This window comes from Burkholderia cepacia, assembly GCF_001039005.1.
Classification (GTDB): Bacteria; Pseudomonadota; Gammaproteobacteria; order Burkholderiales; family Burkholderiaceae; genus Burkholderia; species Burkholderia theae.
In genome coordinates this window covers 1-26,749 of record NZ_LDWR01000059.1, presented here as the reverse complement: position 1 = coordinate 26,749, position 26,749 = coordinate 1, and the positions used below count along the sequence as shown (strand labels likewise).

Here is a 26,749-nt window from a genome sequence, read left to right as displayed (position 1 = left end):
AATAGGCGCACGCCGTTTCCCTCATCTGATGCCATGTTCGAAGACAGCGCCCGCCTGACCTCCCTCATCTGCGGCACCGAGCCGCTCAACCGGATCTGGTCGCCCCGCGCGACGATCCAGCGGATGCTCGACGTCGAGGCCGCACTCGCGCGCGCGCTCGCCGCGCAGCAGGTGATTCCCGCCGCCGCGGTCGCGCCGATCGAACGCGCGTGCGACGCCGGCCGGCTCGACGCCGATGCGCTCGCGCACGGTGCGGCGCTCGGCGGCAATCTCGCGATTCCGCTCGTCAAGCAGCTCACCGCGCAAGTGAAGGCCGACGACCCCGAGGCCGCGAAGTTCGTGCACTGGGGCGCGACGAGCCAGGACATCATCGATACGGCCACCGTGCTGCAGCTGCGCGACACGCTCGATGTGCTCGAGCCGATGCTCGACGAAGTGTGCGCATCGCTCGCGGCGCTCGCGCGCACGCATCGCGCGACGCCGATGATCGGCCGCACCTGGCTGCAGCAGGCGCTGCCGATCACGCTCGGCCTGAAATTCGCCCAATGGCTCGATGCACTGCTGCGCCATCGCGCGCGCTTCGCCGAATTGCGCACGCGCGTGCTGGTGCTGCAATTCGGCGGCGCGGCCGGCACGCTCGCAAGCCTGCGCGAGCACGCGCGCGGCGTGACGGCCGCGCTCGCGGCCGACCTGCGGCTCGCGGCGCCGGCCGTGCCGTGGCATACGCAGCGCGACCGCATCGCGGAAGCCGCGTCTTGCTTCGGCATGCTGATCGGCACGCTTGGCAAGATCGCGCGCGACGTGTCGCTGCAAATGCAGACCGAAGTCGGCGAGCTCGGCGAACCGGCCGCTGCCGGCAAGGGCGGTTCGTCGACGATGCCGCACAAGCGCAACCCGGTCGGCTGCGCGGCCGTGCTGACCGCCGCCGTGCGCGCGCCGAACCTCGTCGCGACCGTGTTCGCGGGGATGGTCCAGGAGCACGAGCGCGCGCTCGGCGGCTGGCAGGCCGAATGGGAGGCGCTGCCCGACCTCGCGCGCCTGACGGGCGGCGCGCTCGCGCAGATCGCGCAGATCGTCGCGGGGCTCGACGTCAATACCGAACGCCTTGCCGCGAACCTCGACCTGACGCACGGGCTGATCCTCGGCGAAGCCGTGATGCTCGCGCTCGGCGACCGGATCGGCCGGCTCGATGCGCATCACGTCGTCGAGCACGCGTCGAAGGAAGCCGTGCGTACCGGCGCAACGCTGTTCGACGTGCTCGCCGCCGATGCGACCGTCTCGGCGCACCTGTCGCGCGACGTGCTCGCGCGGCTGCTCGATCCCGCACATTACGTCGGCGAGGCGCAGGCCTATGTCGACGCCGTGCTCGCGCTGCATGCGGGCACGACCCAACCAGGAGAACATTGATGCCTTTCGCCACTGTCAACGGCGTGAAACTGCATTACCGGATCGACCGTGCCGCGCGTGACGACGCGCCGTGGCTCGTCTTCTCGAACTCGCTCGGTGCCGACCTGCAGATGTGGGCGCCGCAGATCCGTCCGCTCACGCAGCACTTCAACATCCTGCGCTACGACACGCGCGGCCACGGTCATTCCGACGCGCCGGCCGGTTCGTACACGATCGAGCAGCTCGCCGGCGATGTGATCGGCCTGCTCGACCACGTCGGCATCGCGCGCGCGCATTTCTGCGGGATCTCGATGGGCGGGCTGACCGGCGCCGCGCTGGCCGCGCGCTACCCGTCGCGCATCGTTCGCGCGGTGCTGTCGAACACCGCCGCAAAGATCGGTTCGCCGGAAGTGTGGGCGCCGCGTGCGCAGAAGGCGCGTGCCGAAGGGATGGCCGCGCTCGCCGACGCCGTGCTGCCGCGCTGGTTCACCGACGCGTTCGTCGAACGCGAGCCGCGCCTGTTCGACGCGATCCGCGACACCTTCGTGCATACCGACAAGGACGGTTATGCAGCGAACTGCGACGCGCTGAACGCGGCCGACCTGCGCGACGAAGTGAAGGGCATCACGCTGCCGGTGCTCGTCGTGACCGGCGCGAAGGACATGTCGACGCCGCCCGACCAGGGGCGCGCGCTCGCGGCCGCGATTCCCGGTGCGCTTCACATCGAATTCGATGCCGCGCATATTTCGAACATCGAGTGCACCGGCGGCTTCAACCGCGCGCTGCTCGATTTCCTGACCGCGTGAGGCTACTGCGATGGACGACCAGGAACGTTATGAAGCAGGGATGAAGGTGCGTCGCGCTGTGCTCGGCGACGCGCACGTCGACCGTTCGCTCGCGAACCGCACCGAGGTGACCGACGAATTCCAGAGCCTGATCACGCGCTATGCATGGGGCGAGATCTGGACGCGCGACGGCCTGCCGCGCCATACGCGCAGCCTGCTGACCATCGCGATGATGGTGGCGCTGAACCGCGGCGAGGAACTGGCGCTGCATCTGCGCGCCGCGCGCAACAACGGCGTGACGCGCGACGAGATCAAGGAAGTGCTGCTGCAGACCGCGATCTATTGCGGCGTGCCGGCTGCGAATTCCGCGTTCCATCTCGCGGACAAGATCTTCAAGGAACAGGACGAGGCCGGTTAAACACCGGCGGTAACCCGATCGCGCGGCCCGCTGATGTCGGCGGGCCGTCGACGATGCAATAACGCGCCGGCAGAGTATCGGCGCGCGGCGCACCGGATGGCCGGTGCGCGAACAAGGAAAAGCGCGGCTTCGAGGTCGCGTTATATACATCTAGGAGACTCGCGATGAATCGCGCACCCGTGGTCGATGTCCAGACCTTCATCAACGAGCAGCCGTTCGGCGGCTTTCAGTGGCTCGTGTTCCTCATGTGTTTCGTGATCGTGCTGCTCGACGGCTTCGATACCGCCGCGATCGGCTTCATCGCGCCGTCGCTGCTCGGCGAATGGAACCTCACCAAGCCCGATCTCGCACCCGTGCTGAGCGCCGCGTTGTTCGGCCTTGCGTGCGGCGCGCTCGTGTCGGGCCCGCTGTCCGACCGGCTCGGGCGCCGCTCGCTGCTGCTCGGCTCGGTGTTCCTGTTCGGCGTCGCGTGTTTCGTGTCCGCCTTCTCCACCACCATCGGGCACCTGACGATCCTGCGCTTCGTCACCGGCGTCGGGCTGGGCGCGGCGATGCCGAACGCGGTCACGATGATGGGCGAGTTCTGCCCAGACAAGCGCCGCGCGACCGTGATCAACCTGATGTTCTGCGGCTTTCCGCTCGGCGCCGCGTTCGGCGGTTTCCTGGCCGCGTGGATGATTCCGCATTTCGGCTGGCGCAGCGTGCTGATGCTCGGCGGCGTGACGCCGCTGCTGCTCGGCGTGCTGTTGCTGCTGAAGATGCCGGAATCGGTGCGCTTCATGGTCGCGAGCGGCCAGACGGTCGACAAGATCCGCGCGACGCTCGCGCGCATCTCGCGCGACGCGCTGAATGCCGGCTCGTTCGCGATGACCGAAGCCGCGCCGCAGACGGGCAGCAAGGGCCTCGGTGTCGTGCTGTCGCGTTCGTACATCGTCGGCTCGGTGATGTTGTGGATCGCTTACTTCATGGGCCTCGTGATCTTCTACGCGTCGATCAACTGGATGCCGATCCTGCTGAAGGATGCCGGCCTGACGCCGAAGAGCGCGACGCTGATCTCGGCGCTGTTCCCGCTCGGCGGCGTGGGCGCCGTGCTGTGCGGCGTGCTGATGGACCGTTTCAACGCTAACCGCGTGATCGCCGTGTGCTACGCGCTGACCGCCGTGAGCGTGTATGCGATCGGGCAGGCGGCCGGCAACGTGGGGCTGCTCGTGCTGGTCGTGTTCGTGGCCGGCGTGCTGATGAACACCGCGCAATCGTCGATGCCGGCGCTTGCCGCCGCGTTCTATCCGACCGAGGGGCGCGGCACCGGTGTCGCGTGGATGCTCGGCGTCGGCCGCTTCGGCGGGATCGCCGGGTCGTTCCTCGTCGCGGAACTGACGCGCCGGCACTTCTCGTTCGCGGGGGTGTTTGCGACGATCGCCGTCGCGGGCCTGCTCGCGTGCGTCGCGCTGTTGGTCAAGCAGATGGCGCGGCCGCATGGCGTCGCGCAGCCTGCCGGCAAGATCGAGTCGCTCGGGCATTGAGCGACGCGCGGGCCGGTGCGATGCGCCGGCCCGCGGTGAGCGGCGTCCTTCGCGCCGTTATTCTTCCGCGTCGTGTTCCTTGACGAAGTTGCGCAGATACGCGCGCAGCGCGGCCTCCCGGCCGCGATGATCGGCGAGGTTCGCGGCGCCCATCTCCTCCTCTTCACCGAACAGCGTGGGCGGCGCGCAGTAAGTGCCGACTTCGATGTTGTCGCGCAGCACGCGGATGTCGTGCGTGAGCGGGTGATACTCGGCGACCCAGTGCATCCCCTCGATGTGTTCGCCCGTCCTCAGCAATGGCTTCATCGGCGTTTCTCCCGGAAGCAGCGGCGGAACCGGCGAAGCGGCTGCGCGCGCCCGTACCAAAAGGGTACGCCTGCATCGCGTGAACCTCAACGGGCGCGCTGTGAGCGCTCACTGCGGCAGCAGGTGCACGACGAGCGGATACAGCGACAGGATCAGCAGCACGGCCATCGTCACGTTGAAGGTGCGCAATGCGCGGCGGTTCGACAGGAAGCGCCGCAGGCCGAGGCCGAACGCGGCCCACAGGCAGATGCACGGAAAGCCGATCAGGATGAACACGACGGCCATCCACGCGGCGTTCATCCCGTAGTCGGCGGACAGGCGGACCGTCGTCGCGGCGGTCAGCACCATCATCCAGGCTTTCGGGTTGACCCACTGGAACGCGGCGGCCTCGATGAACGTCATCGGCCGCGGCTTGGCGCCGTGCGCCTTCACTTCGCCCGACGTGCCGATGCGCCACGCGAGGTACAGCAGGTAAGCGACGCTCGCGGCTTCGAGGATCGTGTACAGCACCGGCATGCGCTTGAACGCTTCGCCGAGGCCGAAGCCGACGCTGAGCATCAGGATCGCGACGCCGATGCTGATGCCGAACAGGTGCGGCATCGTGCGGCGGAAACCGAAATTCACGCCGGATGCGAGCAGCATCGTGTTATTGGGGCCGGGCGTGATCGACGTGACGAGCGCGAACAGCATGCCGGCGGGCAGCGCGCTCAGGGTGAGGAATTCCATCGCGGATTCTCCATTCGGTTCGAGACTGGGATGGAGATCAGTTTAGCGACGGTTGACGGTACAGTACCGGTACAGTTGGTTTGACGATTGCCGGTACGGGGAGGAGGTGGGTTGTTGTCGGTTCTCGAATGACCTGTCTGTTGTCTCGCAGAAAAGATGTCCGACTTCTCAATATGTTGTCTCTGAATAATTGATTGCCCTTTCGACCAATCTTGATTCATTGTCAAGGTATTTCATCTGTCATGGAAAAAATATTTCAATTTCAATGATTGTGTGAAATTTTCAATGCGGAAGATGCTTGAGTTGTATGCTTGCATTTAGATAAGTGATTGCTCACTATCAAGGGTGTCTGAGGATGGTGTGACACCGACGAGCGCATAAGCTGTCGAGCTGTGAGCGCGCGATCCGAGACGGAGTGTCGTCGAGTATTGCCACTTGCGCAGTCATGACAAATCAAATAGATCGATTGCAATGCCCGGTCATCTCGGGCAGTGCCTACGCGCTTTATAGATCCTTTGCTCAGGATCACCTGCCGGAGGATACGCATCGCGTCAGCGATGTGGCGGACCCTCAGACGAGCTCTTGCCCAACCAGGGCGGGAAATGTACCCCGTGAACTCGTTAATGAGAGGCGCGCTTCCGGTCGCGTATCAGCATGACTTCATGTCCTTCCGCTACGTCTTCCGTTTTTCCTATTGATTTCTCAGGCCGTGCGCAGCTCTCGCGTCTACAGGAGTTGTATGGCGAGCTGATTCCGCCGAATGCACTGTGGCGAGAACTCGGCTACGAGTCCGTTGACGCCTTCCGACAAGCCGCACATCGCAATACCTTGCCGGTGCCGGCAGTGCGATTGCAACATCGGCGAGGGGTGCATGCATATTCCAAGGACGTGGCGCATTGGTTAGCCACGATCGTAGATGCACAGCGCGGAGTGCCAATGCATGGATTGGATGCGTGACACAGAATCGATACTGACGCGCGCGCTGACGATTGGCTGAGTTAGCCAACGGCACAAAAACATTCTCGGCCACGTGGAACATGGGCGAGTCTTACATTCCGGCAGAAGCCGTACATGCTTCATACCTTGGTCGAACCCGCTTACGAAACAGGAGGCGCTAATGCCATAAAGTGAAAAAGCCAATCACATCAGAGATGGACTGGCTTCCTCGTCCGCGCGGAACGCGGCTGTACTACGGTCTCGACAACCTCAGTATAGCTACTTCCCCGGTCGAGTCAATCCTGTTCGTCTCCTCGGTTCGTGAACTTTTTGTTCACGCTGTCGGCGCTCGTCCATACAAACCAAGCGCCCTTCCCAGGTGTCCTTGCCGGACACAGGAGACGTATTCATGCCTTCGAAATTTTCGCGGTCGGGTACAAACTTCCGGGGTTTCTTTCCTTCCGTCAAAAACCAGTGTCAGGTGCCTTGGCACTCACTCGGTGAACAGGCCGCATGTTTGCTACTTGAGTTCTCTCCACAAGTAACGCGCTACCGAAGCTGCCAAGACAAGCAATTCGAAATCTGCGGCGATGGCGACGCCTTCGGGTACACGCCAGATTATGAAGTCATCCTACGCGATGACGAAATTCAGTATGTCGAGATCAAGCCACGTAGAGAACTTCGGCGCCCGTCGGTTGCCGATCGCCTGGCCCGTGCAAGATCCACTTTAGCCAACCTTGGATGTCCCCTGTCCATATGGGACGAATCCATTACCCACGCATGGCCACGCCACGACACGCTTAAATTGTTGCGTCCGTGGCGGGGCAGGATGACTGACGCCGACGTGTTAGATACACGCGAAAGAGTCGCGCACGTGCAACCCGGCACAGTGCGATCACTTGTCCATCTTGCTCGTACTGAAGAACGGGCCCTGATGTGGATAGCAAACAGCGCGGCGGGGATCGATGTCGATCAGCCGTTTACGCGAGATTCGGAAATTCTCGTTGGACAATCGGAGATCCAACATGCGCCGATTTTTGCTTAAAACGGGGGTGACGTTCGTCGAAGGGGATATCAAGTGGCGCGTTCTGAATCGCTTGCCCGACGGTCGGATCCAGCTGGAGTCTCAAGTGGCGGACATTCTGCGTGTCGACGAAATTGAACTCTGGGGGCGCCACGAGTCAGGCGTCTGGCAAGTTGACCGCGACAGCATTGCAGAAGTGGGTGCTCAGCCGATCACGGTTCGACGTCGAGATGCTTCGACCTTCAAGGACGATGACGTACGAATGGGGACGACGCGACTTTCCTACATCAGAGAGGTGCTCGCGAATCGATGTGTCGGTCGGCGCCATATCGAAGAAGTGCTCGCGCGGGTAGCGAGGGATTTGAACGACGAGCATATGCCAGCAGCGCCCAGATTGTTCGCGCCATCTTGTTTGCGAGTGCAACAGCCACAACGTTAGTTGGTCGTCGAGACAGCATCTGACGCAAACGCTCCGGCAAGTGCTTTGAGCTCGAGATGACCGATCGCGCGCCGTGGATCAGCAACGTCCGCAGATAAACGTCACCGCGTTTGCTGATCCCACCGAGCTTGATCTTACCTCCCGAGCCGTTCTGCCGTGGCACGAGACCGAGATAGGCGGCAAACTCCCGCCGCGAGCGAAACATTCTTGCCTGTCCAATGACCGAAACCGCGGCAGTTGCCGTGAGCACGCCCACGCCTGGAATCTCCGAGATGCGCAGGCATGCATCGTCATTGCGCCGCCAATTGAGAATGCGTTGCTCGATCCGAGCAATCTGCTCATCGAGCGCACGGAGTCGCGAAAGCTGATCCTGCAGGCTGTCTAGCAACTCGTCGGCCAGTGACGCCAGCGCGGCTTTGGCGGCGTCGATCGATGCACGACGGCCTTGAGGCAACACGACGCCGAACTCGTAGAGCAATTTCAGGATTGGAGACCAGGCCAAGATCGACGTCGATCCGCCTCTCGCCATGTGGAACGACTGAGATGACCAGGACGGCTCCATCCGATTACCTGGCACGAGCCGCGGCTACCGCCGACCGCCACGAACATCCGTTGGTACACAAATCATCCCATGCAGATGGGTCTTCTGCATGGGATGCGCTTCGTCGAGCTACCTATCGCCCCACATGAAACGGACATTGCCTGCCCGGATCCGCTTTCACCTCCTCCGGCAAGGAAACGGGACGCCGCCGATGTTGCTCCTGTATCACCGGAAACACCGATGTGAAGAAGTTCGTCCAGCCGCCGGTGCGAACGCGAAGCAAATCGTATTTCTCAGGCGAGCCGATTGCATCGGCGAAGGTGTCCGGGTTCGCCACGGTCACGGTCAAAATGTTGGATCCCTTTCCTTGCGCAAATTGACGCAGAACTTGCTTCAATTTCTCGGCCGGGAAATCCTCGGCGATATTGAAGTCGCTCGGTGCGCCATCGGACATCAGGCTCGAGCCGCTCCCTTCAAAGCCTGCCAATGCTTCGGCGAAGCCGGCGTACTGATGCTCGACCGGCAAATCCGCCGGACTCGGCGCCGCGCTCATGTCGGAGGCGACCGTCGTGCCCGTTCGTCTGCCGTCCGCGCTGGCGCCGTTCCAGGCTCCCATCTCCACATGGTTTTCAAATGTGCCGACGCCGGGCTGAATCTGAATTCCGAACGGATGATCGGCCGTCCCGTATTTGCTCGCGAAGCTCTGCAGGGTGTCGCGCAGCTGCGGCCAAGGCTGGGTAAACGTCTCGATCGAAATCTGCGCCACCAGCTCGACGATGGTATTGCCGAAGGCGTCGATTTCCGCATGGCCGCGGCCGTAGCGGGGCAGTGACAACGCCACTTCGCGCAAGCGCTTGAAACGGTCGGCGCGCGCCGTGATCCGGCTTTCCCCTGCGAGCTTGCTGATGAAGGGCTCCGTCATCTTGTAGCCCCAATCGCAGCACAGGCATTCCAGCAACTCGGGCAAGGTGGTGACGGCGGTCTCGTCGTCGAACACCAGGCGCTTGATCGCGTACAGGGAGTTGATGGTGGAGCTGAGCGCAATATAGCAAGGGCCATAGATGTTGTACTTGGCCCCACCGCTGTAGAAATCCAGGCCTTTGGCCAGGCAGTCGTCCATCAACGCATTCAGGATCGGAGACGGGCAATACTGGGTATTGTTGCCGTAGCTCATCAACTGGCCGTTGAACGCCTTGCGGTTGAGCCATTCGAAATGCTGCCGATACAACGCCAGCAACGCGTCGAAGCTTTCGATCTGCTCGGCGGGCCTCGTGGTCAGCGATACCGTTTGGCCGAACAGATAGCTTTGGCCCGCGCTGGAATAGGTCCTGCCTTGATTGAGCGCGCACTCCAGCGGCTGCAACGTGGAAAAGCCGCCTAGCGAGAACCAGTTTTCGCCGGGGAACTGGGGCTCGTAGCAGCCGTCGCACGCATAGTTCTGCGCCGATTTCATCTCCACGGCCGACCGCCACGCCTTGTTGCCTTGCAGCGGCTCGCCGCCGACGTCGTCGCCGCTGCGCCACAGGCCCTCGATGAGCGTCTCGTCGTTCAGCAGGATAGGATGCGCGCCGCCCGATAGTATCGCGTGCGCGGCTTCTTCCAGGATCTCGTCCGGGATGTCCTTGCGGGTGCGCAGCGACAGGCAGGGCGCATTGAGCGGCAAGCGGCCGGATGCGCGGATGAACAGGCGGGTTACGTCGTTGTAGGCCGGCTTGGTCTTCGCCATATCCGTCTCGCCGTCCGCCACGGTCCCACCGACGGTGATCTGCTGGATCCATTGACCGAGCGAAGCGCCCTGCGGATAAGGTCCGGAGCTGCCGCCCATCGCCAGATTGCCGAACGGCTGATGGTCTTCCATGAAGATGCGGTTCTGTTGGATCTTTTCGTCGAGCTTGATGTAGAAGGCGTCGATGATCTCTTGCGCTTCCTCGAGCGTGATGGCGTCCCGGTCGAGATAGGGTTGCAGCAGTTGGTCCATGCGGCCGAATGCCGTCGGCTCGCCGTTCAAGTGCAGGCAGGTGTGCAACGTGAAAATGAATTGCACCGCTTCGACGAAGCTGCCGGGTTTTTCCGTCGCGAGCTTGCGCATGCGCCGTTCGATGGCCGTCAGATTCTGCTGCTCCCACGCTTGGCCCGGCTGCATGTCCTGCGCCATCTGCTTGGCCAGATCGGCATAGTTCATGAAGTACTCGGAAATACCTTGCAGCGCCAATGCCGTCGATTGATAGAGCTCCCGCTGCTGCTGGGTGGCGGCCTTCCTTTCGTATTGCGCGACCTCGTTCAACAGCCCGCTAAGACCAAGGTCGAGGGCTTTCCGGTAATCGGGAATGACGTGGCCGACGCCGGAGGCTTCGCTCAAGTTGGCAAGGAACCCGTTCAAGCGCTCGGCTTCGCTCAGGTATTTCATCACGTAGCGGCCTTCGCCCAGCGTCAGGTTTGGCATGGCTCCGACGATGATTTCCTCGGGGAAGATGCGGAAGGTGTCGGAGCCGTACACCACGGTCCCTTCTTCTTCCTTCGCTGCGGAATACGGGATCAGGCGGCCGTCGCTCAAGTGGATGCGCCGGCCGCGGAAACCATATTCCGGCGACGTGAACAGGTGAAGGCTCAGGCGGATCGCCCAGCCCTTGCGCAACATGATGGATTCCCGCATGACGTCGGCCGGCTTGCCGGGCAAGTCGAACTGCGCCATGTAATACGCGATGTCGTGCTCGATTTCTTCCTGCTTGCGGTTGAAGTACCAGTTGTCTTGCCACAGCGAGAAAGCATTCTCGAGCAGGCTCAGTATCCGGTTCGACGGCGCCTCGAAATAGTCGCTGCGTTTATTCAGCTTGGTCGCCATGTTGAACAGGTAGTTGCTATGGTTGTAGTACATCAACCCGTTCTCGGAGGCGACCGTGAAGTGGCGATCCAGCCTCGACCAGTCGACGCCCGGAAATTTGTCCCACGTGCCGCGATTCAGCGCATCGAAGTTATTGGCATAGGCGTCGTCGTCCAGCAGCCCGAGATCCTGCAGGCTGGGAACGAAGAAGAATCCTCCCAGGTCCGAGCGCAGATGATTGAACAGACGGTCGTTCATGAAACCATGAACGGCGCCGATCTGGTTTTGCATGACATCCTCGAGGATGCCGATCTCCTTGGCAAAGCCGGCAAAATAGATGCCTTCCTCATCGGCGGCGGTCACGGACTTCGGGTTGCGAAAGGTCGTGCCGGTTTGCGCGTTGCCGAAAGGCAGGCCCAGGCGCAGCACCGGCGTGGTGTTGCCGAACTCGTCCTGCACGCGCGACGCCTTGATGTGCGAGCGGGTATCGCGGTCGGGGATGATGGTGTCGTCGGTTTTTCTGCCAATCAGATCTTCGATTTGATCTTCCGACATCATGTTGATTTGATCCCAGTTGATCAGGAATCGCTGCGACAGAACGAACGACGCGCCGAAGTGCTCGACATCGTCCACGCCGACAATCGAATGTTTCGCGAGCGAGATCGGATCGGACGGATTGTTCAGGTTCTCGGCAAAGCGGCAACCGAGCACTCTGCCGCCGTTCGGCTTGTCGCTGCCGCCTGATTTGCTGGCCGCGCTTTGATGAAACGAATCACGGGTGTTTTCGCGCAGCCAGTTCTCGGTCAATTCCAGCACGATGTCGCACGCTTTAGCGTCGTCGCTCTTGATGTGGAACCAGAGGTTTGCCTCCGAATCCTTGAAGTTGCCGTTGGACGCGTCGAAGACCTTCGAGCGGAGGGGATGATCGTCCTGCGGGTAGCGCAGCCGCATCCCTTTGGGCAGGGGCATCTTCTCCTGCTCGCAAATCAGGGCCCAGTTTTCGAAGGACACGCCGGCAACCAACGTAGTGTTCTTGCTGCCGAGCCGCGGGTCGGTGTTGATCTCGCGCCGGACCTCCTGCATCAGCATCGCAAGCTCGCTTCGGGTAATCGGATTCTTGAGCCAGAAACTCGAAAAAATCGCGAAAGGCGCGGGGTAAACCAGGCCGCGTTGCGTATGTTTCCAGACCTCGGTGAAACGCTCATTGAATGTCAGTTCACTCATGATCGTATTTCCTGATTAAGGTGGATGCTTGTGGGAACCGTTCGGAGTTGCTGCCGCGCCTGAGACAATGGGTTTTGTCGCGATAGCCCATTTCGGGGCGAGCACGGTCGATATGAGAAGGAATGCATTACGAACGCAGCGGGTAAAACAGTTCAGCAGAAGTTTGTTGGGCGCCGTTTTTTTTCATTTGCCCTTTTCCGAAGAGGAACGAACAACGTGGTTGCACCGAGATCCCAGCACGGGCCTCTTAAAGTATGGAAGAAATATTCCGTTCTGAAACTGGTAGAGATGACAGGCTCAAAGGTGCCCCAAAATCGAGTGTAGTTTGGTGCAGCGGGAGTCTGTCGCATCGCCGCGCTCTTCGCGAACTCGTGCGAGCGCACGTACACCAGCAGCGTGCAGGCCGCCGCGCGTTCCTCGAACCATCGATGGTCGCTGCCGTCGATCTGGATCAGCTCGCCCAGACACGCCCGGCGCGCTCTCGGCTGATAAACCTTCGGCGGTCGCTGCCGGCGCGGCACCCATAAACCAGCCTCCGTCATCAGCTTCCTGACCGGGTATTGTCAACTTGTTCGGCGGCCGGACAAGCAAGGACGTGTGAAGCGGGTATCGATCGCCTTACGCCGGCATGCGGACGCATGCAGCCCTTTCCCAGGCCGCGAAGGCCTGGGCACGTGCCTCGCGTTTGCCCTGCGCGTTGCGACTGTAGCGGCACCCCATGAACAGGTTCGAAACCTGTCCATGGGCCGAGGCAAATCGTTGCAGCTGGCGCGCCGATTTGAACCGCCGCATCACCTTCTCACGCACCCGAGTCGGCTGGTGCGAATTTTCCGCCCGGTTGTTCAATCCCTTGTGCTGCCGATGCTCGACGTTCAGACCCAGTTCGTTGTTCGCCGCCGCGTAGCTGCGCAGTTTGTCCGTCACCATCACGCGCGGGTAGAGGCTCATGAAATCGGCGCTCAAAGGCTGCAGCTCAAAGTCCGAACGGCGTCTTTCAGCATCTTCAGTTGCAACGCCTTGTTGGGTGGCCGCGGGGACGGCGCGCGAGCAGTATGCCTGTGTGTCTGCGACTTGAAGAAATGATCCCACAGCGCCTCATGCCTGGGTGACGTGAGTGGGCAAGTCTCCCAAGGGCACAGGGTCCATCCAGTCCAAGTTCGATAGGCATACGCCGCAGATCGGATCACCGCCACCTTCCTGATTGATCGGCTGAAAGACCTGCTGGATGAAACCACACTCAACGCACTCGCCCCGCTCCGCCCGAGCCAGCACAACCAGTGCTGGCTCCCCGGGCTCACGAGGGGGGATAGACCAGTGGGTGGCTCCCCAACGCATTGCATCTTCTACCGTGGTCGTCACTAGTTGAAATGACTGCGTCAGACGAAGTGGTTGTCCCCTAGGTACAAGCTCGCGCTGTGAGGCAAACCGCAGAAGGGCCAATAATCGCTCTCGTGTCGACCCCTCGAAACTCCAGCCGCTCTCCTGTGCTTGCTCCAGCACGTTGAGTGCGATAGACAGCCGTCTGGTGCCAACGACCTCGTCGCAAAGCCGGCGAGCCTTGTCGGCTTTCTCTGCGAGATTTTGCAGTTCTACTTGGATAAGAAGGGAGGGCTCAAATTGCAGCGCTGCCTTTTTCCCATTGCATGAGCTGCATGCCGGCATCCAATTTTCGAACGAGTTTAGATCGAACGAAGCGGGGAGGCCAAGCGCCGACTTAGCAGCGTTAAATAGTGAGGGACTCTCGAGAAGGTGCTCGGGCAAAACATGGTCGACTACCATTGAGGTGAGGTCGAGTGGGGCCCTGCACAGATAGCACTTCATGCCATGTGCCAAGAATATCGCGTATCGTTGCGCGCTGGAGAATTTATACCTCGACATGATCCAATCCTTCGTCACCTCACCGTAAGGAAAATGGCATCTGCTCGTCTGCCCAACGCGATACAGCCACCTGATTGATCCGTGATTTGGGCGATTCTTCTGAATACCCAAATGTTGCCAGAAATCCGTCTATGTCGGGCGACCGCTCATGGCGGACTGCTGCCTGATGCACCTTGCATGAACCACGGCGGCATCGACATAAGGCGACCGGTTGAATCCGCCACTACAAAGCGACGTTCGGGCTCAGCTTGCGCAACGACCGCCATACGTATAGTGGTCATTCGCTCATTCAACTTCACTAGTCCTTGGTCATTGTGGCCACTTGTTTGCGAAGATACGAGCGAAGGTTGGTTTTTCTGAGAGCCGCGAGCGCCGCTAGTACCTCGGAACTAACTTGTGAAACTAATTGCGCTTGTCCACACAGCCCCTGATTCTTCATTGCGTCAAGCAAGTACGCCGTGCGCGTCATACTACGCATCAAGAGCCGATTTTAAATAATCGCCACCTTTGCAGATCGCCTTGGCGATCAGAAAGCAAAGATTGATGACTTAAGTAAGCAAGTCGACGACCAGCGTCTGGAGTTGCAGAAGCTCCGCCAGCAAGTTGTGACTAGTAACGGCGAAGGCATGAACTGGTCGAAACTGCGGGGGCGGTGTTGAGTTGTAGGCTAGATCAGGATCCATGGCAGATTGCTCGATGCACACTGTTTGCACATTTATAGCGCAAGCAGATCGCTGCCGCGGGTGTTGAGGCGCACTTCCACGGCGCTGCTTGTTGCCAAGTGTCCGTCGAGATGCCCAGGCGAGGCCGTGACAATCCCAAAGACGACTTCTCTGAGAATTTCCGTGGCCAAGGACATCTTTTCTGAGACGAGAGACATGCAGTTTTCTCAAAAAAGATGTCCAAGTCCTTGATCTGTATAGAGGGCCAAAGACACCTTTTCTGAGAGCCCACATCCGCAGTCGCGATACGTCATCTTTATCCGAGCTGCGCGCGCGGCAGATGCCAGCCATAGCGTACGGCGGTGAGCCGCAGCGCAAAGCAAGCGATGCCCGCGCCCACTGCCGCAACGACAGGCGGCAAACCTGCCCGGCGACCAGCGACGACGAGCGCTCCGCCGACGAACGCCGCGCTCGCGTAGATGTCGCTTACCAGAACCGTCGGCACACGCGCGAGCAAAAGGTCGCGCACCACACCACCGCCGACGCCCGTCACGACGCCCATCAGCGCCGCGATGAACGGACCGATCCCGTATTCGACCGCCTTCTGCGCGCCGGCGACCGCAAACAACGCGAGCCCGGCCGCGTCGAGTGCTATGAGAATGTAGTCGGGAATGCCAAGGATTTGCGCGTGAAACGCGAAGGTGACAAGCCCCATCGCGAACGCCAGCGCGGGATAGCGCCAGTCGCGGATTGCGTTCGGCGGCGCTGCACCGATCAACAGGTCGCGGACGACGCCGCCACCGAGCGCGACAGTGAACGCGATGACCATCACGCCGAGCAGATCGAGGCCGCCGCGCATTGCGGCGACCGCGCCTTCGATAGCGAACACCGCCGTGCCAGCCAGATCGGCTGCGAGAACGAGCTTCGTCGTAGTTTTCATTGAGCGCAGAACAGAAGAACCCGCGCATGCGCGCGGACGTTGGAGCGCCACCGGTTTCCGAGTCAGGCTGTTGGCGAGGCACGCCGGTGGTTACGAGGCGTTCCCCGATGCCGAACCGGGTCGGGAAGATCGGTGGTGGTCAAACGAATCGTACGTGAATCGAATCCGGAACTCGACGCGACTCAGCTGAGCCCCTTGAACTGCAGGTTGAGCCGATCGTGATTGTACGTGTGGCATGCGCAGGCTTCGCAAGGCGAGACGAGGTGGGCTACATAGTGATGAGCCGCGATGACGCGTCTGCCGACCGGTGAGGCAATCACGCTGCCACGCAAATCCTGAGCGTCAGCCGCGAGACAGCCGACGGGAGGTCAGCAGAAGCCGACCAAAGGCAGGCCCTTTTTGTCTGGCGTACTCGGAAATCGACCGGAACCGAAGCGACGCAGGCGGCCTCTACTCGACCGCCCTGCCAGAGAACCGCAGATTGTTCTCCTGAGGGACAGAAGCCGGGCCGGGCGCTGGTTTCCGTGAGTGCATCACCTACAATGTAAAGATGGTCGCGACCTGGTAAGGAGGCTGCCATGACTCAGTCAATGATTAGCTTTGTGGTTGGCCTGGCGGTCGTATTGGCCATCGCGGTGATGCTGGCGGCACGTTACCTGCGCGACCACAAGGGCGAAGGGATGGCTCAGTGGCTCGATGCACATCACATGGGCTGGATGCACCACAGGCATTGATGGCGCGATCGAGGAAGCCGTTCCGATCCCGCGCTGCAGAGCAGTGACGACAGTTGCGCGCCGCGTCGAATACGCCGCCGCGCGCACTGCGCCTCATCGGGTCGTGTGGCCGTGAAATATGTCGGCCGGCGGCCGCCATGTCCGGGTTGATGACACGCGTGTGGCGCGAGGGGGATCGTGCCGCTCATGTCGCTGATTCGAATAGCGCTTGCGTGGCCGTGATATAGGGCGCATTCTCATGAGGTTCGAGGTGCGCGACCGGTCGTTTTATTTCGACTCCTTAAGTTTCCCCCCAGTCCGCACGGCTCCGCAGAAAGCTCACCCCCCACGATCCCGCGTGCGAACGTCGAAGCTGCGAACTTCGCGCGTCAACCCGGCCTCGCCATGAGGCTCGATCCGGTAGTTCAGTGCGCAACAGAGGCCGTTGGCGGCAAGCCCGCGGGTAAGTCGTCCGTGCTCCCTGCAGGGCGGACGATGAAATTCAGTCGCCGCGACGGTCCTGACATTTGAAATTCATTTTTCGGGAACCGGCATGCCCAAGCAAACCGAACGGAAGTCAGCCACGCCCGTCAGGCACAACGACTACGTTGACGCACAAAAGTCTCGTGCGTTGGCCCTGAAGCGCGCGGATATCGAGCGTGCCGAAAAGCGGCGCGAAAATGACGCGCGCATCAACGTCAACGCGAGCAAGTGGCGTTATATCTGCCAGGAGGATTAGATGGGGAAAAGCGACGCGACACTCAACTTTCCTAATCCCAGTCGCACCTACGACATGTCCAGGCACTGCGTGTGCTTCTGGGGTTACGACAATGCTCGCGAGATTACCTTTCTGGTCGACGATACGATGCTGGCGAAGCTGAATTCCGACCTGGATTCCAGCGAGCCCGCATTGCTGGCGGCGTTCGATCGCAACCGCGACCGGATCCTGGGACTCGCCAGGGAACTGTACAAGGGCGGTGCCCAGAACCGGTACATGATCTCGTGAGCGCGGCCCTGATCAGACCTGCTCGCGAAGGTAGCGGACGCACTTCCTCCGCAGACTCAACCGATCCGCGAGCGGGTTTCGCGGCGGGAACGTCGGGTCTTTCGCCACACCAGGCGATGATTCCGAAAATGCAGCGTTGTCGACCGGGCGGACTGACTTCGCGATCTGAAGGGATGCGTGGCCTATCCAGACACGATCGCGCCACTCACATTTGGCGCGATGGACGATAAGCCATGCTTGCAGCGATTCGACGAGCTGAAACGGCGACAGCCACTCGCGCGTCTTCCTTTCGGTGGCGAGTTGCAGGACAACGAGAAAACAGAGCAAATCTACGTACTTGGTCGGGACGCGCATAGTCCATCTTCTGGTTGTCGACGCTCGCGAGTGTGCCGGCGTGGGCATCATCCCTGAATGCTGAGCGCCTTCTCGATCGCGGCAATCAGTTTGAACGCATCGTCCCGCCCGATCAGAAAACCGCGGCTGGTGTACTCACATCCGAAGGCGTAGAAGCTCGGCAACAGTGTCACCATGTCTTTCTGTCGATCGAAATCGACTTCGCATTTCGTCAGCGGGAAAAACGGCGGTGCTTCGCCCGGCATGTTGTACACGATGCGCTCCTAGTACATTTTGCGAGGCGGCAACAGACGCTTTGCCCGCAGGCGTTGCCTTGCAACGGCGCTGGCTTTTTTCCGCTTGCGCTCCGTCGTGGGTTTTTCATAGCCGGTGCGACTGCGCAACTCCCGGATCAGCCCGGTTTTCTCGATGCTGCGTCGGAATCGCCGCAGCGCGACGTCGATCGGTTCGTTGACCTTGAGTGTGACTGTTGTCATGTAGATCCTGGTTGAGAGCGTTTGGACGGAAAATTAGCCGAGTCGTGTCATGACGGCACTCGCTATCTCGTCGGACTCGAACTCCGAATATCCGGCTCCGATCGATAGCGCGCGTACCGCCGCGAACATCTGCAATTCTTGTTGATGGCACTGCGCGGAGTCGGCCGTTCCGGCGGGCAGGTTGGCGTCGGTCCAGGTGACCTCGCGCCGCGTGACCAGACCGAGTAGTTCGTCGATGATCATTTCGTCCTCCAGATTGCCGACACATTGCGCTGCGTTGACGAATCGCGTCAGAGCCCGTTGGAAAAGAAGCCCTGTTTGTCGCGGTTGTCGTCGATGATGTTCTCGGCGTAGCGCAGCGACGCACGGCGTGCATCGCCGGCGTTGTTGAATGGCGCGTTGTCGCGCAATCTGAAAGTCTGGCTCTGCGTCAGCGTGTCGGTGGTACCGCGAAGGCAAATCTTGACTGCCGCGTCGAAGCCGGCGTCGTAGTTGTGCGGACTGCCGTTCGGTGCCGGCGTGTGAGGGTAAATCAGTGGATAAATCTCGAATCCACGGTAGACGTGCATGCTCATGGCAAACTCCTGGCGTTCGGCCACGGCGACTCGCATGGGCGAACACATCCGGCCCGTATCGCCGTTACAGGGCGCGCCGGTGGGGTGAAAGGGACAACGTTGCAGCGCGGAGGCGGGGCGATGCAGCAAGAGGGCAGATGGAGGGCGAGCGCTCGGAGGGCTGGTGATCGCTCGGATTAACCCATCATACGCGCATCGATTGTTGGACGCCCAATTTATTCCGGATTGCGTGCAACAACGCACGCGCGTGCGGCCCATGGACACGCGGTGTCGGGTTGGGCGGCGGCACCGTCGCTTGGTCGGCGCGACGATACCCGCGATCCGGTTAGCGTCGCACGAATCGCCTTGGCGAAGCGGTCGATGCGTGCTCGTCCTTGTGCCGGAAATTGATGCGGCCCTTGGTCAGATCGTAGACGGACAACTCCAGCCTTACCCGGTCGCCTGCGAGGATCCTGATACGGTGGCGGCGCATGCGGCCCGATGCGTATGCGGCAACGATCGCACCGTTTTCCAGTGTCACGCGGAACCTGCTGTCCGGAAGGACTTCGTCGACGACGCCGTCCAGTTCCAATAGCGCTTCTTTTGCCAAGCCAGTTCTCCAATCAAGGCGATTGCCTGCATTCGGAGGCAAGGCCGTTGCGACTACCGGACCACGCTGGCTTCGGCGCATTGCACGACAGCGGTGGCTGTCAGTTCGAAACGCAGCGGTTGGCTCGATTCGCTATTACGGAGCAAGCGGGCGCTTTTTCGGGCGCGTTTTCGTGACGGTGGGAGACTTGGGCGGCACCCAGTTCAATGCCGTGCCGAACTTCGGCAGCGTCACGGCAGGCTTGGTGCGCGGCGGCACCTTGTTACTGCGAGATGGACTGCTGGTCATGCGGGTTCTCCTGCTGCGCCGCTTGCGCGATCATATGAACGGGACCCGTTCGATCACGCACGCGCGGCTGGACACGCGCGCTGCGAGGGGGTTTGGAGCATCTGCCTGCGCGCAGGTTCGACGCCCCGATGCGATACGGATGGCCCGGTTGGGCCTGCATCGAGGCGTGTAGCGTCCGCAATAGCGATGCGTATGTTCATGGAGCGGCAGTTACATGCCGCTCCATGAACAGGGCTGACGGCTTTGGGCGCTTAAACGGGGGTAATGTTCGACGCTTGCAGGCCCTTGGGGCCGTTCTTCGTTTCGTAGCTGACCTTCTGGCCTTCGGCGAGGGTCTTGAAGCCGTCACCACGAATTTCCGAGAAGTGCGCGAACAGATCGTCGCCACCTTTGTCGGGCGTGATGAAGCCGAAGCCCTTGCTGTCGTTGAACCACTTGACGGTACCGGTATCCATGTTAGATCTCCTGAGAATGGACGTGCGTATGCGCCGCGAACGGACGCGGGGGAAAAATAATCAAGGAGGGAGAGGACAACGAATACCGCAGGCCGCGGTCAATGATGGGCAGCAATCGCGCTTCTTGAATACTTCAGCGACCGACAGTACGCCTCGTCAAGAGGTGTGTCAAGCGCTTTCGGCCGAGGGGCAGAACGATCGACCGTCGATCGGTCGTCATCGATTTCGGATCCGATTGAACCGCGCCGCGTTGGGCGGAGCTTCGGCGCTCGAGAGGGTGAGGCCACGCTTGCGAAGGTCAACTGAAATCCGCTCAGCTCCATGCCGGCCCGCGGCAGCGTCACAACGTTGTCAGCAAACGCAACTGATGCTCGGTCTCGGTTCCAGTGATCAACGCAAAGGACCATGTTTCCCGACGCTCGGTCACGGAAAGGCCTTCGGCGTCGGAGAAGATGTTCCACGCGACGTCATCGACATGCGCGAACGTTCCGCGAGCTCGCGCGAACGCGCGCAACAGCGGGCTCGCTTCGCGGCGGAGCACCAGCCGGTCCGCATTCAACACATAGGGGGGCCAGCCGTCACGAAGGACGAGGTAGTGGGGAATGGAACTGCGGTCGATATTCATGGGTGGCGCTGTCTGTTCCCGGGGGACTTACGTTAGCCGGTCCAACTCGTGTCAATGCAGTTCCTCGAGCAAAGCGTTCGATGTGAACGCGGAAGACCGTCGGTGACGTGCTTCTCGTTCGTGCGTTGACGCTGCTCGATTCGCACGACGTCGCGCGAATCCCCCTGTTGATATCCCCGGCTGGCACCAGCCGGGAAATGTCGGGGAAGGCTGGCTCCACTATACGCGCAGCCGTCGTGATTCGGGCCCCCTGTCGTGCGACGGCATGCTTTGGCGGCGGGCGCTCGCAGGAAATCTCGCTATGCAAATTTATAGAACGGCGTACCATCGAATCGTTGGTTGACCTCTGACCGGTTCCAACGCATTACTCGGCGTGCTCCTCTTGATGCGACCGGGCCTCTCATCGTATCGGGTGAAAGGCGACTGATCGCGCGGGCACCCGCGAATCGTGTTCGACACCCCTCTCTTGTCCCACCGCCTGGGGGCGGCTCCGAAGGTATTCCGGAGTATCGGGCTTCCCTCTCTACCCAGGGGCGGCATTTCGCTCGCTGGTCTGTCCGTGACCATCGCCACGAGGTCGACGCGGACGCTTTCCTGAGATTCGTACCGGCTGCGCGCTGAAGCCGGATGGCGAGTGGCGAATCCAGTCAGGAAGCCGGCCGCTTCATGGTGCGTGGCCAAGTTCAACACGTTCTTATGCTGCTCCCGCGACAGCTTGGTTCGCGGCAACCGAACGGGAGGAGAAAATGCCTTTCAATTCGACACGGTTCCGAATCGATCCGACACCACGCAGAGCTGATGGAGAGTTCATCGCGCATGTGAGGATCACCACGATTCTTTTGGACGGAGGCGAGTGTGAAGTCCACGCCAGCGGCGATCTGGCCGGCTTCGATGCGCGTGATGACGCGGTTGCTTACGCGAAACAGTGGGCAGAAGGATGGCTGACCGCCCAATTCGGTTGATGGCGACGGGCACTTCGTCCGAAGTGTTCGCCGCCGGGATCGAACCGCCATGCGCACGTGCAGCGGCGGTCGAGCACCGGTGGTTCGCCATTCAAGTCCTACCTTTCATCTCGCTGAATATACCCCTACCCCCTATATGGATGATCCTTTCCCGATATACTCCCCCCGGGTATAGGAAAGGATCGCCATGAGCCACACCATCAAGGAAAAGCAGAAGCTGCTGAACCGTGTCCGCCGAATCAAGGGGCAGGTCGAAGCCATCGAACGCGCGCTGGAAGAAGAGCGCGGTTGCAACGAAATTCTCCAGCTCATCACGAGCGGCCGCGGAGCGATGAACGGCCTGCTCGCGGTCGTGCTCGAGGATCACATCCGCAGCCATCTCGTCGATGCCGAGGGGCACGAGGACGAGGGCAGCGCGACCGAGCAGCTGATCGAAGTCGTTCACAGCTACTTCAAATAATCGGGGGTAGGGATGAGCGACTTCAGAAACGACGCCTTCGGCGCAGGGCACGACCATATCTTTCTCGGTGCCGCACACGAGCAGAACGAGCGCAGGACCTGGATGGTCATCGGGCTGTGCGCGGCAATGATGGTGGCCGAGATCGTCGGCGGGTCGATTTTCGGCTCGCTGGCGCTGATCGCGGACGGGCTGCACATGTCGACGCACGCGGGCGCGATGCTGATCGCCGCGCTCGCGTACACCTATGCGCGCCGGCATGCGAGCGACCCGCGATTCGTGTTCGGCACGGGCAAGCTCGGCGACCTGGCAGGCTTCACGAGCGCCATCGTGCTCGCGATGATCGCGCTGCTGATCGGCTATGAAGCGGTCGCGCGTTGGCTCGCGCCCGTTCCGATCCATTTCGGCGAGGCGATTCCGATTGCGGTTGCCGGCCTGCTCGTCAACATCGCGAGCGTCTGGTTGCTGAGCGGCGACCATCACGGGCACAGTCACGGGCACCACCACGGCCATCACCACGGGCAAGGGCATGACGATCATGACCATGGCCACGAGGAGGAGGTGCACAAGGTCTTCGATCAAAGCGGTGCGTTCGCCGTGTCGATCTTCGAAGACGGCGTGCCGCCGGTGTTCCGGATCGCGCCGGCGCTTGCCGGTGCGACGCTCGGCGACGTCACGACGGCATCGATCACGACGATTCGCCCGGACGGCACGCGGCAGGCGTTCGCGCTGAGCATGCGCGGCGCGTGCCTGGAGTCGGTCGAGAACATTCCCGAGCCGCATGAATTCAAGGCCATTGTCCGGTTGAACGGGCGCGAGCACGAGCTGGCGTTCGAGGAACACGACCATGGCGCGTCCGCGGCGGCGGCGCGCGATCACAACATCCGCTCCGCCTATGTCCACGTGATTGCCGACGCGGCGGTCTCCGTGCTGACGATCGTCGGGCTGTTGCTCGCACGCGCGTTCGGCTGGCTGTGGATGGACCCGCTGGCCGGCATCATCGGTGCGCTCGTGATCGCGAACTGGTCATACGGATTGATGCGCGACACCGGCGGGATCCTGCTCGACATGCGTTCGGATCGCCGGCTGACGGACAACGTGCGCAGCGCGATCGAAGGCGGCGGCGACACGATCAACGACCTGCACGTCTGGCGTCTCGGGCCGGGCCACATGAGCGCGGTCGTGTCGGTGACGACGGACAACCCGAAACGGGATTCGCGCTTCTATCACGGCCTGCTTCAGCGCTTCAAGGATCTGTCGCACGTGACTGTCGAAGTCGTGCCGGCGGCGCGGGGGCAATAAGCATGGCGGTCAAATCGCCTTGCATCGACGTGTGCTCGTTCGACGGCAGGACGGGCTACTGCGTGGCGTGCCTGCGCACGCGGGACGAAGCGCGCGGGTGGAAGAAGATGACGGATCATCGCCGTCACCAGGTCGTGAACGACCGGGGCCGCCGGCAGGCGAAACTGGCCCGGGAAACGTCGGACTGATCACGCACGCGCCGCGATTCCGGCGGCGTCGGCCGGATCGCATGCGGCGCTGCGGCCTTTCACCAAGCCACCGGCGCCATTCCCGACCCTACCCGCGCCCCCGAACCTGCCACCGCGCACATTTGAACAACAACCGCAGCGCACCGACACCACCCGCCACCGGAATCCGCGGCAGCAGAAACGGATCGTTGGACGCATCGGCGCAGCCGCGCCGGGTCGTCGTCGCATTGCCGTAGCCGGCAGCGGCGACCTGGTCGCGGACGCGCGCGTCCTGATTGCCGTACGGATAGCAGAACGATTCGACGCGCTGGCCGCTCAACACCTCGAGCTGCCGCTTCGATTCGGTCAGTTGAAAGTCCGACACGTAGGTCGGCACGTGCGGCAGCGCGATGTGATCGAGCGTATGCGAGCCGATTTCATGACCGTGATCGCGCCACGCGAGCATGTCGTCGCACGTCATGAGCGGCGAGCGTGCGGTATCGGCGCTCGCATCCCAGTCGTTCTCGCCGCCGAACCGGCCGGCGACGAAATAGCAGGTCGCGGTGAACCCGAGTTCGTCCAGCACGGGCATCGCATGTGTGAGCACGTTGACGAAACCGTCGTCGAACGAAATGCCGAACACTTTCCCGCTGCGCTCGCCGCGAAGATACGGCTGCAGTTCGCGCACGCTCAGGCCGCGGTAGCCGAGCCGCCTGAACAGCGTCATCTGGCGGCGGAACGCGTCGGGCGCGACGCTCAGGCCGCGCAGCCGATCGGACGGCGGCGGAAGCGGGCGTATCTGGTGATACATCAGGATCGGATAGCGGGTGGCGGACAGCAGCATCGGCGGATCGCGAGAGCGGAGGATTACGCGTCCTTGCGGAAAATCCGCAGGGTCTTGAAGTCGCCGACCTCGACGAAATCGGCTTGCGCGGCCCATCGCGCGATGATCGGCTCGGCCTTCCGGTAGGCGGACGAGCCCTTGTAGAACAGCAGGTGCCCTTCGCGAGCGGTATGGGCCGCGAACAGGTCGAGCACCTCTTCGTCGGTCATCGCGCCGTAACGGCTGTTCGCCTCGTCGCGGAACTCGCACAGATGGAACAGCGTGACGACGTCGAACGACGGCAGCAGGTACGAGTTGCTCGTATAGATGTCGCCGAAATACGCGAGATAGGTCTTGCTGATCTCCGGTTGCCGCGTGACGAGATCGACATACGACTTGTATTCCTTCGGCGAGGCCGTCACGCCGAAGACGGTGTTGTTCAGGTGCGGGCGCGCGCATTCGACGCCGACATGGTGATGGCCGCCGGTGCCGAAGTGATAGATGCGCATGCCCTTGAGGCGAACGGATTCCAGCCATTCGATGAAATGCACGTCGCACGGACATTCCTGTGTCCGCAGGTCCCAATACTTCTTCCAGATATTCATCGGCATTACAGGGATCTCAAGGGTGTCCCCCAACGATAGGGGTTGTGTCGAATCGATTTCTGATAGACGGACAAGGTTGCATCGACGAATTTGTCGAACGAGAACTCGCGCTTGCCTTTCAGCTGCGCGCTGCGCCCCATCGCGCGGACGCAGCCGGGCTCGCTCACGATCGCGCGCAGGATCGCCTCGATCGCTTCGGGCTCGCGCGGTGGGACGACCCATCCGTCCACACCCGGTTCGACGTTTTCGGGCAGTCCGCCCACGCGCGTCACGATCGCGGGGCAGCCCAGCGACATCGCTTCGCGGCACGCGTACGACAGGCTCTCGTGGTACGACAGGACGAACGACACGTCGATGATCGAGAACGGCGCCCTGACGTCGTCGAGCCGTCCGGTGAACGCGGTGCGCGACGCCATGCCGTGCCGCGCGATCTGCTCGCGCTGCTCGCCGGACGGCTCCGCGCCGACCAGCAGCACGCGAAACCGCTCGCGCTCGCGTTCGGGCAGGCGGCCGAGCGCCGCGATCAGGTCCATCCAGCCTTTTTCCGGCGCGGTGCCGGCGCTGCTGCCCAGCACGATCGCGTCCGCGCCGGACGATCCGAACAGCGCGATCTTGCGGCTACGGATCTCGTCGCCCGCCAGTCGCTCCGCGGCCGTTCGGCGCACGCCATGCTTGACGACCGTGACTTCGCCGTACGGCGACCGGAGCGCGAGCATGCTCGCCACATAGTCGCTGACCGCGATGGTGTGGTCGGTTGCGAGCCGCGCGCGCAGCAGGTTGCCGAAGCTGTCGGCGCGATACGTGTTGTGCTTGGTCAGCACGACCGCGGGCCGGTACCGGCACCCGAGCAGGGCCAGCATCACCTGCCGGTGATCGGCGGACCCGTTGACGTGAATGACGTCGAAGCGCTCGGAGACGATCAACTGGCGCAGCCGGACAAGCTCCTGGCACAGCCGGTTCCAGCGCGGCTTGAATTCCATGTCGAAGATGGCCACGTCGGGGCTGTCCTTCAACAGGCGCGACAGGCGGCTTCCCTGCGGCGACGCGACGGTCACGCGGTGATGCCGGCTCATCGCGGCGGCGAGATCGCGGACGTAAGTATCCTGACCGCCGCCGTAGTCGCCGTGGAAGTTGGTGTACAGAATGTTCATCACGATGCCGATCCTTCCCGTTCATTCATTGCGAGGATTGCTGATGAGGCGAACGACTCGCTTTGTCCGGAGCAATGACTCGACCGCGGTTTCGCGTTTCCGACGCGCGATTGCGCAATGACGTTGGGCATTGCGGCAATCGAAATATTTCGAAATATTACATACCGGTTACGCGCGGGTGTGTCGAGGTGTGAGCATCTTTGTGAGGTTGTGTCGCGATCGTCTTTCTGTGTCGTCGTCGGTCGTCGTCGGCCGGCACGGGCGGCCTGTCGGTCGAGGTCGCGGCGCCGGATGGCCGCTCGCGCCGTTCGGCCGGATTGCGACAAAACCCGCCTTTCAGGCGCCGAACGGACGCGGATCAACCGGCGCGGCTTTCAGATTTGAAAGCCGGCGCGCCATTTGCGTTAGAATGCCCCCCCTGCCACGTGAGTTCCGATTCGCAGCCGGACGCGAATGATGTTCCCGCCGTTAGAAGCACACGCTTTGTAATTTGGATTACTAATGAAGAAGAGACACAACATCACGAAGTACATCATCGTCGCGATGATTCTTGGTATCGCCGTGGGTTACGCGTGCCACAGTGCGTTTCCCG

General features: G+C 61.8%; 29 protein-coding genes and 2 pseudogenes. 12 read left to right on the top strand and 19 right to left on the bottom strand.

Features of this window, described 5'->3' with window-relative positions; translation table 11 throughout:
- Window positions 1-33 precede the first annotated feature (33 nt).
- The 4 genes from VL15_RS31170 to VL15_RS31155 all read left to right on the top strand — a co-directional run bounded on the left by VL15_RS31170 (window position 34) and on the right by VL15_RS31155 (window position 4,112).
- Window positions 34-1,407 (top strand): 3-carboxy-cis,cis-muconate cycloisomerase, encoded by a 1,374-nt coding sequence (locus VL15_RS31170; RefSeq protein WP_048250592.1) that lies wholly within the window; start codon window positions 34-36, stop codon window positions 1,405-1,407.
- Window positions 1,407-2,192, top strand: coding sequence for a 3-oxoadipate enol-lactonase (gene pcaD / locus VL15_RS31165; RefSeq protein WP_048250591.1), 786 nt, complete (start codon window positions 1,407-1,409; stop codon window positions 2,190-2,192). The genes VL15_RS31170 and pcaD overlap by 1 nt, the downstream gene beginning before the upstream one ends.
- A 10-nt stretch (window positions 2,193-2,202) precedes the next feature.
- Window positions 2,203-2,589, top strand: a complete 387-nt coding sequence (gene pcaC / locus VL15_RS31160) for a 4-carboxymuconolactone decarboxylase (RefSeq protein WP_048250590.1) — start codon at window positions 2,203-2,205, stop codon at window positions 2,587-2,589.
- Between the two features lie 164 nt (window positions 2,590-2,753).
- Window positions 2,754-4,112 carry an MFS transporter gene (locus tag VL15_RS31155; RefSeq protein WP_048250589.1) on the top strand — a complete coding sequence of 453 codons (1,359 nt, stop codon included), beginning with the start codon at window positions 2,754-2,756 and terminating at the stop codon, window positions 4,110-4,112.
- A 57-nt stretch (window positions 4,113-4,169) separates the two neighbouring features.
- Here the strand turns inward: VL15_RS31155 and VL15_RS31150 are convergent, their stop codons facing one another.
- Together VL15_RS31150 and VL15_RS31145 are read right to left on the bottom strand one after the other, a co-directional pair.
- Window positions 4,170-4,418: a hypothetical protein gene (locus tag VL15_RS31150; protein ID WP_048250588.1), complete on the bottom strand. Its 249-nt coding sequence runs from the start codon at window positions 4,416-4,418 to the stop codon at window positions 4,170-4,172.
- A gap of 108 nt (window positions 4,419-4,526) precedes the next feature.
- On the bottom strand, window positions 4,527-5,144 hold the full coding sequence (locus VL15_RS31145) for a LysE family translocator (protein WP_048250586.1): 618 nt from the start codon (window positions 5,142-5,144) through the stop codon (window positions 4,527-4,529).
- A 1,345-nt stretch (window positions 5,145-6,489) separates the two neighbouring features.
- Between VL15_RS31145 and VL15_RS43345 the strand changes: the two genes are divergently transcribed.
- Entirely contained in the window at window positions 6,490-7,125 is a 636-nt protein-coding gene (locus tag VL15_RS43345) for a Tn7 transposase TnsA N-terminal domain-containing protein (protein WP_230684565.1), read from the top strand.
- Window positions 7,126-7,391: 266 nt separating this feature from the next.
- Here VL15_RS43345 and VL15_RS31140 read toward each other — a convergent pair.
- The 5 genes and pseudogenes from VL15_RS31140 to VL15_RS31120 form a co-directional block, all read right to left on the bottom strand.
- Window positions 7,392-8,021: pseudogene (locus VL15_RS31140) on the bottom strand (IS110 family transposase); the annotation flags it as partial.
- 196 nt (window positions 8,022-8,217) lie between these two features.
- Window positions 8,218-12,129, bottom strand: coding sequence for a Dyp-type peroxidase (locus VL15_RS31135; RefSeq protein ID WP_048250585.1), 3,912 nt, complete (start codon window positions 12,127-12,129; stop codon window positions 8,218-8,220).
- Window positions 12,130-12,509: 380 nt separating this feature from the next.
- Window positions 12,510-12,683: pseudogene (locus VL15_RS40900) on the bottom strand (ISNCY family transposase); the annotation flags it as partial.
- A gap of 64 nt (window positions 12,684-12,747) precedes the next feature.
- Window positions 12,748-13,218, bottom strand: coding sequence for a DDE-type integrase/transposase/recombinase (locus tag VL15_RS31130; protein ID WP_419188705.1), 471 nt, complete (start codon window positions 13,216-13,218; stop codon window positions 12,748-12,750).
- Window positions 13,219-14,985: 1,767 nt separating this feature from the next.
- Window positions 14,986-15,609: a trimeric intracellular cation channel family protein gene (locus tag VL15_RS31120; RefSeq protein ID WP_048250583.1), complete on the bottom strand. Its 624-nt coding sequence runs from the start codon at window positions 15,607-15,609 to the stop codon at window positions 14,986-14,988.
- Window positions 15,610-16,187: 578 nt separating this feature from the next.
- Between VL15_RS31120 and VL15_RS42900 the strand changes: the two genes are divergently transcribed.
- The 3 genes from VL15_RS42900 (at window position 16,188) to VL15_RS31110 (ending at window position 17,328) form a co-directional block, all read left to right on the top strand.
- On the top strand, window positions 16,188-16,343 hold the full coding sequence (locus VL15_RS42900; protein ID WP_164992070.1) for a hypothetical protein: 156 nt from the start codon (window positions 16,188-16,190) through the stop codon (window positions 16,341-16,343).
- A gap of 532 nt (window positions 16,344-16,875) precedes the next feature.
- The gene (locus VL15_RS31115; protein WP_048250581.1) at window positions 16,876-17,061 is read left to right on the top strand and encodes a hypothetical protein; all 186 of its coding nucleotides are present in this window, start codon (window positions 16,876-16,878) and stop codon (window positions 17,059-17,061) included.
- The gene (locus tag VL15_RS31110) at window positions 17,062-17,328 is read left to right on the top strand and encodes a DUF1488 domain-containing protein (RefSeq protein WP_048250580.1); all 267 of its coding nucleotides are present in this window, start codon (window positions 17,062-17,064) and stop codon (window positions 17,326-17,328) included.
- Window positions 17,329-17,340: 12 nt separating this feature from the next.
- Here VL15_RS31110 and VL15_RS31105 read toward each other — a convergent pair whose 3' ends face one another.
- From VL15_RS31105 to VL15_RS31070, 9 genes are all read right to left on the bottom strand, one after another.
- The gene (locus VL15_RS31105) at window positions 17,341-17,682 is read right to left on the bottom strand and encodes a hypothetical protein (protein ID WP_053077745.1); all 342 of its coding nucleotides are present in this window, start codon (window positions 17,680-17,682) and stop codon (window positions 17,341-17,343) included.
- Between the two features lie 47 nt (window positions 17,683-17,729).
- Window positions 17,730-17,936, bottom strand: a complete 207-nt coding sequence (locus VL15_RS31100; RefSeq protein WP_048250578.1) for a hypothetical protein — start codon at window positions 17,934-17,936, stop codon at window positions 17,730-17,732.
- A gap of 9 nt (window positions 17,937-17,945) precedes the next feature.
- Window positions 17,946-18,158, bottom strand: a complete 213-nt coding sequence (gene rpsU, locus VL15_RS40895) for a 30S ribosomal protein S21 (protein ID WP_080971012.1) — start codon at window positions 18,156-18,158, stop codon at window positions 17,946-17,948.
- A 33-nt stretch (window positions 18,159-18,191) separates the two neighbouring features.
- Window positions 18,192-18,401: a hypothetical protein gene (locus VL15_RS31095; protein ID WP_048250577.1), complete on the bottom strand. Its 210-nt coding sequence runs from the start codon at window positions 18,399-18,401 to the stop codon at window positions 18,192-18,194.
- Between the two features lie 47 nt (window positions 18,402-18,448).
- A complete protein-coding gene (locus VL15_RS31090; RefSeq protein WP_048250576.1) occupies window positions 18,449-18,733 on the bottom strand; it encodes a hypothetical protein in 285 nt (94 codons plus the stop codon).
- Between the two features lie 325 nt (window positions 18,734-19,058).
- Complete coding sequence (gene infA, locus VL15_RS31085) at window positions 19,059-19,322, bottom strand: translation initiation factor IF-1 (RefSeq protein WP_048250574.1); 264 nt, start codon at window positions 19,320-19,322, stop codon at window positions 19,059-19,061.
- A gap of 135 nt (window positions 19,323-19,457) precedes the next feature.
- Window positions 19,458-19,610, bottom strand: a complete 153-nt coding sequence (locus VL15_RS42895; protein WP_196319646.1) for a hypothetical protein — start codon at window positions 19,608-19,610, stop codon at window positions 19,458-19,460.
- Window positions 19,611-19,861: 251 nt separating this feature from the next.
- Entirely contained in the window at window positions 19,862-20,065 is a 204-nt protein-coding gene (locus VL15_RS31075) for a cold-shock protein (RefSeq protein ID WP_048250570.1), read from the bottom strand.
- 340 nt (window positions 20,066-20,405) lie between these two features.
- Entirely contained in the window at window positions 20,406-20,690 is a 285-nt protein-coding gene (locus VL15_RS31070) for a hypothetical protein (protein WP_048250568.1), read from the bottom strand.
- A 746-nt stretch (window positions 20,691-21,436) separates the two neighbouring features.
- Between VL15_RS31070 and VL15_RS40890 the strand changes: the two genes are divergently transcribed.
- The 4 genes from VL15_RS40890 (at window position 21,437) to VL15_RS31055 (ending at window position 23,599) form a co-directional block, all read left to right on the top strand.
- Window positions 21,437-21,652 (top strand): hypothetical protein, encoded by a 216-nt coding sequence (locus tag VL15_RS40890; RefSeq protein WP_080971011.1) that lies wholly within the window; start codon window positions 21,437-21,439, stop codon window positions 21,650-21,652.
- Between the two features lie 187 nt (window positions 21,653-21,839).
- A complete protein-coding gene (locus VL15_RS31065; protein ID WP_048250566.1) occupies window positions 21,840-22,112 on the top strand; it encodes a metal/formaldehyde-sensitive transcriptional repressor in 273 nt (90 codons plus the stop codon).
- A 12-nt stretch (window positions 22,113-22,124) separates the two neighbouring features.
- Complete coding sequence (gene dmeF / locus VL15_RS31060; RefSeq protein WP_048250565.1) at window positions 22,125-23,411, top strand: CDF family Co(II)/Ni(II) efflux transporter DmeF; 1,287 nt, start codon at window positions 22,125-22,127, stop codon at window positions 23,409-23,411.
- A gap of 2 nt (window positions 23,412-23,413) precedes the next feature.
- Window positions 23,414-23,599 carry a DUF1289 domain-containing protein gene (locus tag VL15_RS31055; RefSeq protein WP_196319645.1) on the top strand — a complete coding sequence of 62 codons (186 nt, stop codon included), beginning with the start codon at window positions 23,414-23,416 and terminating at the stop codon, window positions 23,597-23,599.
- Window positions 23,600-23,687: 88 nt separating this feature from the next.
- Here the strand turns inward: VL15_RS31055 and VL15_RS31050 are convergent, their stop codons facing one another.
- From VL15_RS31050 to VL15_RS31040, 3 genes are read right to left on the bottom strand one after another with little or no spacing between them, the layout of a single operon-like run.
- On the bottom strand, window positions 23,688-24,422 hold the full coding sequence (locus VL15_RS31050) for a polysaccharide deacetylase family protein (protein WP_048250564.1): 735 nt from the start codon (window positions 24,420-24,422) through the stop codon (window positions 23,688-23,690).
- 23 nt (window positions 24,423-24,445) lie between these two features.
- Window positions 24,446-25,012, bottom strand: a complete 567-nt coding sequence (locus tag VL15_RS31045; protein ID WP_230684564.1) for a hypothetical protein — start codon at window positions 25,010-25,012, stop codon at window positions 24,446-24,448.
- Complete coding sequence (locus VL15_RS31040; protein ID WP_048250562.1) at window positions 25,012-26,157, bottom strand: glycosyltransferase; 1,146 nt, start codon at window positions 26,155-26,157, stop codon at window positions 25,012-25,014. The genes VL15_RS31045 and VL15_RS31040 overlap by 1 nt, the downstream gene beginning before the upstream one ends.
- Between the last annotated feature and the right edge of the window lie 592 nt (window positions 26,158-26,749).